Raw genomic sequence first — 6,023 nt, forward strand, 5'->3', positions numbered from 1 at the left:
AGGGGCGCAGTTTCAGCTGCCCCCATTGCGTCCGTTCCGGGCGGCACCTCGGGAAAAACCTTCCGCAACCGCAAGACCGCGCAGCTAAAGCTGAGCGGCTACTTTTTTGGCTAATCACCCAAGGACCGGCTGCTTAAGCTGCCGCCGCGTTTGAGTCGGGATCCTAGTAGGGGCGCAGCTTCAGCTGCCCCTATTGCGTCCGTTCCGGGCGGCACCTCGGGAAAGACCTTCCGCAACCGCAAGACCGCGCAGCTGAAGCTGAGCGGCTACTTTTTTCGACGACTCAGCCAAGGACCGGCGGTTTATGCTGCCGCATCTTCTGAGCGGGTATTTCAGTAGGGGCGCAGCTTCAGCTGCCCCCATCGCGTTTGTTCCGGACGGCACCTCGGGAAAGACCTTCCGCAACCGCAGGACCGCGCAGCTAAAGCTGAGCGGCTACTTTTTTCGGCGACTTATCCAAGGACCGGCTGTTTCAACTGCCGCCTCGTCTGAGCGGGTATTTCAGTAGGGCCGTAGCTTCAGCTGCCCCCATCGCGTCTGTTCCGGACGGCACCTCAGAAAAACCTTCCGCAACCGCAAGACCGCGCAGCTAAAGCTGAGCGGGGATCCAAGTAGGGCCGTAGCTTCAGCTGCCCCCATCGCGTCTGTTCCGGACGGCACCTCAGAAAAACCTTCCGCAACCGCAAGACCGCGCAGCTGAAGCTGAGCGGCTACTTTTTCCGACTACTCACCAAGGACCGGCTGCTTCAGCTGCCGACTCGTCTGATCGGCGCGTCCCCATCTCCCCAGAGCCCAACCGGCCGTCTTCCGCCCTTACTCCTCGTCTTCTTCGGGGATGACGGCTTCCGGCGTTTCCTGAACGATGCGTTCGCTCTCTTCCTGAACCACCGAATCGACCCCGACGCGGCGGGTTTCGGGGAAGGCTTGGAGGCCGCCGAGAGAGTCCTTTTGCCGCTCGAAGATCATTTCGCTGCGGGCGTAGCTGACGATGAGGCGGGCGATGCACTCGAGGGAGTGGAGGTTCGTCCGTTCGTAGCCGTGGGAGGCATCGACGCCAAAGGTGATCAGGGCCGTGCGGATGTCGTTGCCGGCGTCGAGGGCCGAGGCGCTGTCGCAGCGGTAGTAGCGGAAAATGTCGCGTTGGTGCGGGATCTTTCCGTTTTGGCAAAGATGGAGGAGGTGGTGCGTGAGATGGTAGTCGAACGGGCCGGTCGAATCACCGACGGCGACGGTGACGCCGAATTCGCTGGAGTTCTGCCCCGGTCCGCAGGTGCCGTTGTCGATCGAAACCATTTCGGCGACATCGCCGTGAAGCACTGCCGAGGCTCCGGAACCAACTTCTTCCGAGATCGTAAAGAGGATGTGTAGGTCGACGGGCAGCTCGATGTCATTCTGCTTCAGGTAGCGAACCGCGGCGAGCAGGGCGGCCACCCCGGCTTTGTCGTCGAGGTGACGGGCGTTGATGTAGCCGTTTGGCATGCACTCGGCCATGGAGTCGACTCCGACGAAATCACCGACGTTGATTCCCATTTTGCGAAGATCCTCGATACCCTCGATGTGGGCGTCGACGCGGATCTCGAGATTGTCCCAAGAGCAGGGCTGGGTATCGACCTCGGTGTTAAAAATGTGGCCCGAAGCTTTGAGCGGGAGAACCGTGCCGCGGATGATCGTATTGTCGGTGAAGATGGAGACGCGGGCGCCTTCCGCAAAACGGGCGGACCAAGTGCCCACGGGTACGATCCGCAGTCTCCCGTTTTCCTTCAATCCGGCGACCATGGCTCCCAAGGTGTCGAGGTGGGCGATGATGGCCCGGTCCGGGCTGCCTTTCTTTCCCGGTAGGGTGGAGCGGATGGCTCCGCGACGGGTCAATTCGAAGTCGATGCCGAGATCGGTCAGCTCCGAGCAAACTTCACGCACGATCGGATCGGTGTATCCGGTCGGGCTGTGGATGCGAAGGAGATGAAGGAGCATCTCCTTCAGGTAGTCTTGGTCGATATCAACGGAAGAATCCATGAATTACCGGTTTTCGGTGGGTTTGATGGAATGTGGAAAGAGGAAGTCGATCAACTTTTGCGCGGTCGGCTGGGGCTCGTGGTTGGCGAGGCCGGGCCGTTCGTTCGCTTCGATGATCACGTAGTCCTCAGATTGCTCGTCGGGGACAATGAAGTCCAGCCCAACGACGGGAATCGAAAGGGCGGCCGCGGCTCGGGTGGCCGCTTCGCCCAAGACCGGGTTCAGGGTGTCGGTGACGTCATGAATGGTTCCGCCAGTGTGGAGGTTGGCCGCCTTGCGGACGGTCACGATCTGTCCTTTCTCGAGGACGGATTGAAAGGTGAGGCCCGACTCCCGCAGGCAACGTTCGGTCTCCTCATCCTTGGGAATTTTGCTCTCGCCTCCGGTCGCTGCCGAGCGGCGGCGGGAGAGGCGGTCGATGAGGTCCTCGGCGGAGTGTTTGCCGGTGCCCATGATTTCGGCGGGTCGCCGGATGGCTGCGGCTACGACTTCTCCGTTAATCACGATGATGCGAAGATCCTGCCCGACGGCGTAGGACTCGAGGATGACGTTGTCGCAGAACTTGCGCGCTTCTTGGATGGCGGCCTCCATGTCGGCATCGTCGGTGATGTCGACGGCGACGCCGAATCCTTGCTCGCCGCTCGCGGGTTTGACCACGATCCGCTTGTGCTCGGCGAGAAACTCCGAGTTCTGGGCGGACTCGCCCGCCGATTGCTGGGCCGGAACTTTCAGTCCCTTGCGGTCGAGAAGTTCGCGGGTCAGCGATTTGTCATCGCACCGCATGACCGCCACGGCTGAGGTCATCTCGGTCAGCGATTCGCGGCAGGTCACCGAGCGTCCGCCGAGGCTCAGAGTGAAAAATCCGCGCGTCGGATCCGGATCGCTCATGCGAATCCCGCGCCGAAGAGCTTCGTTGATGATGATCTCCGCATAGGGATTGAACTTGGGGTCGGGTGGATCCCCGACAAACAGTCGCTCGTTGATCGAGTTGCGGCATTTGACGGCAAAGACAGCCACCTTGTGGAAACCGATCTTGTTGTAGAGGCCGATCGCGCCCTCGTTGTCGTGCATGACCGAGAGGTCGAGCTCGGAACGTCCTCGCTCCAGCATGGTCTCGATGGTTGCGCGAAGGAGGGCTTCGCCGACGCCGGGGAGGTCTCCCTGTTTGTCGACAGCCAAGGCCCAGAGGCTCGAACCGTTCTGGATGTCGTCAAAATTCTCAGCGTGATCGACACCGAGAACGACGCCGAGGATGTGGCCATCCTCTAAACGGCGGGCGACCAAGTATTGAAACCGTGGATTGTGGCGTTCGTGCCAGACAAAATCCTCATCGACCGGCACCATCTTGTGGGAGATGTAGATTCGGTTGATCTCGCGGATCTCCTTCTTCGACTGAATGGGCGTCACCTCGAAACCGGCGAATTCGCGATCCGAGCGTTGATAGTCGGCGAATCGGAGGCGGAAGGTGATCGATGGATCGAGGAAAAGCTCCTGCGGTGCCTGGTTCAGGACGAGGTGCGGATCGTTTAGGTAGAAGGCAATGTCTCGCTGCCCCTCTCTCTCCTCAAGGACGGTGCGGGCCACCTCCTCCGGCGAGGGGAAGGTGTGCGCAAATATTAGTCGCCCCCAACCGCATTGGAGGGTGACGCCTTCGAAGGTTGATTCTTCGGGCATGGGATTTGGGTTCGGTTATCGAATTCCGTGAGTCTGGAGCCACATCTCCAGGAGAGCCAGTTGGTAGAGTTTCGAACCGCCGAGGGAGGTGATGTGGTCTTCGGGAGCTTTGAGGAGTTTCTCCACATAGTTCGAGTTGAAGAGGCCACGCTCGCGCGCGGTGTCGTTGATCAACGCATCGCGGGTCATTTCGAGGAATTCCCCCTTCAGGTATTTGAGGGCGGGTACCGGGAAATAGCCTTTCGGGCGATCGATCACGCCGGCCGGGATTACTTTGCGAGCGGCTTCTTTGAGGGCATACTTGCCGTCGCCGGGGACCTTCATCTCTGCCGGCATCTTCGCGGCAAATTCGACCACCTCGTGGTCGAGGAAGGGCACGCGGGCTTCGAGGCTGGCGGCCATCGTGTTGTTGTCGACCCGCTTCACCGGATCGTCAACGAGCATGATGTTCGAATCGATCCGCAGGGCTTGGTCCACAGGACGGGTAGCGCCCGGGGAGTCGAAGTGGTTCTGCACGAAGTTCAGCGGGTTGTCCTCGGCGCAGCGGTAGCGGTCGGTGACCACTTGGCTGTATTCGGCGTAGTCCCGGTCGAAGAAGACCGAAGCGTAGTCGGCGACGCCGTTGGTGCTCTCCATCATCTTCTTGTACCAGAAGTATCCGGCGAAAACTTCGTCAGCGCCTTGCCCGCTCTGGACGACTTTCACAAATTTGCTGACTTCCTTCGAGAGGAGGTAGAATCCGACATTGTCGTGGCTGACCATCGGCTCGCTCATCTGGCGGATGCAGTCGCGCAGGGCCGGAATGGTTTTCGAGGAGTCGATGAAAAGCTTGTGGTGGCTCGTCTTAAAGCGGTCGACGATGATGTCCGAATATTTGAACTCGTCCCCTTCTTCATCGTTCACCGATTCGAAGCCGATCGAGAACGTCTCCACAGCCGAGGGATCGTGCTCGCAGAGAAGGCCGACGATGAGGCTACTGTCGAGTCCGCCCGAGAGGAGGACCCCCACCGGGACGTCGGCCACGAGGCGACGCTTGACCGCGGTGCGCATGACTTCGAGCGTCTCGTCGATCCAGTCCTCCTTGGAATAGTCCTTGCGGCTGTCGTCGGTGCCGTAATTGACCGCCCAATACTGCTTGGTGGTCATCTTGCCGTCGGGCTCGACGAACGCGATAGTGGCCGGCGGCAGTTTGTGGATGCCGTTGACGATCGTGTGCGGGGCCGGGACGACCGAGTGATAGGTCAGATAATATTGAAGAGCGACCGGATCAATGGAGGTGTCGATTCCACCCGCCGCAATGATTCCAGGGAGGCTGGAGGAAAAGCGAAGACGCTCACCGGTGAGGGAGTAATAGAAAGGCTTAATTCCGAGGCGGTCGCGTCCGAGGATCAATCGACCCGTTTCGCGCTCGGTGATGGCAAAGGCGAACATCCCGTTGAGCTTTTCGACAAAACTTTCGCCGAAAGCGTGGTAGGCTTTGAGGATGACCTCGGTGTCGCCATGACTGAAAAACCGGTATCCCTTGCCCTCGAGCTCCGAGCGGAGCTCCTTGTAGTTATAAATGGCCCCGTTATAGACGATCGAGAGACCGAGCTCCGAATCGACCATCGGCTGCCGGGAAGCTTCCGAAAGGTCGATGATTTTCAGGCGTCGATGTCCGAACGCAATTCGGTTGGCGGCCCATACGCCGCTGCCATCGGGCCCGCGTAGGCACATTTCCGTGCACATCCGGTCCAAGGCCGAGGTTTCGACCATTCGGTCGCCGAATACCATTTCTCCGCAAATTCCACACATATTGTTGTTCTTCTATCGAGTGCCAGTTGGTTCTTCAGAAGGCTAGGGGGGCTTTTATCAAGGTGTCAAAGGAAAGCCCCGGTAAACCCAATCGTTCGCAAGGAGGATGCCAATTCGTAGCCATTCTCTCTCGGAGCAAGTAGCCGCTCAGCTTCAGCTGCGCGGTCCAGCGGTCGCGAAAGGCTCTTCCGTTTGAGCTTCCCCTGATATGTTGGACAGCTCGGTGCAAATGAAAAGGATAACCGATATGCCACCAACCAAACCTGCCTATTCCCGTGAGTTCCGCGAGGGAGCTGTTGATCTTCTGATCAGTAGTGCTCGCCCTCTCAAGCACGTAGCTGAAGAACTGGGAGTTTCCCCGAACACGCTGAGATTATGGCGTAATCGTGCAGCTGGGATCGGAGGAGAAGGAAGGGATCGAGACCGGCGTGAGCCGGGGGAGATGCCTTCCGGAGCCTCCGATCCTGATGAAGCCTCGGAGCTAAAGCGTTTGCGCCGGGAGAACGAGCAACTGCGTCGTCAGCGCGACATCTTAAAAAAAG

At 59.5% G+C, this 6,023-nt stretch carries 4 protein-coding genes; 1 reads left to right on the forward strand and 3 read right to left on the reverse strand.

Features of this window, described 5'->3' with window-relative positions:
- Positions 1-813: 813 nt before the first annotated feature.
- Genes H5P30_RS04630 through H5P30_RS04640 form a run of 3 tightly spaced genes read right to left on the reverse strand, consistent with a single transcriptional unit; the run spans position 814 to position 5,481 of the window.
- Positions 814-2,013, reverse strand: a complete 1,200-nt coding sequence (locus tag H5P30_RS04630) for an osmoprotectant NAGGN system M42 family peptidase (protein WP_185691787.1) — start codon at positions 2,011-2,013, stop codon at positions 814-816.
- Between the two features lie 3 nt (positions 2,014-2,016).
- Complete coding sequence (ngg, locus tag H5P30_RS04635; protein WP_185691788.1) at positions 2,017-3,687, reverse strand: N-acetylglutaminylglutamine synthetase; 1,671 nt, start codon at positions 3,685-3,687, stop codon at positions 2,017-2,019.
- Positions 3,688-3,702: 15 nt separating this feature from the next.
- Positions 3,703-5,481: an N-acetylglutaminylglutamine amidotransferase gene (locus H5P30_RS04640; protein WP_185691789.1), complete on the reverse strand. Its 1,779-nt coding sequence runs from the start codon at positions 5,479-5,481 to the stop codon at positions 3,703-3,705.
- 229 nt (positions 5,482-5,710) lie between these two features.
- Here H5P30_RS04640 and H5P30_RS04645 point away from each other — a divergent pair.
- Positions 5,711-6,023: transposase (locus H5P30_RS04645; protein ID WP_185691333.1), on the forward strand; the 313-nt coding region annotated here is incomplete at its 3' end.

The organism is Puniceicoccus vermicola (assembly GCF_014230055.1).
Taxonomy (GTDB): Bacteria; Verrucomicrobiota; Verrucomicrobiia; order Opitutales; family Puniceicoccaceae; genus Puniceicoccus; species Puniceicoccus vermicola.

Excerpts from the sequence above, each read along its gene's own strand:
- H5P30_RS04630 (WP_185691787.1), bottom strand. The coding sequence starts at position 2,013 with ATGGATTCTTCCGTTGATATCGACCAAGACTACCTGAAGGAGATGCTC.
- ngg (WP_185691788.1), bottom strand. The coding sequence starts at position 3,687 with ATGCCCGAAGAATCAACCTTCGAAGGCGTCACCCTCCAATGCGGTTGG.
- H5P30_RS04640 (WP_185691789.1), bottom strand. The coding sequence starts at position 5,481 with ATGTGTGGAATTTGCGGAGAAATGGTATTCGGCGACCGAATGGTCGAA.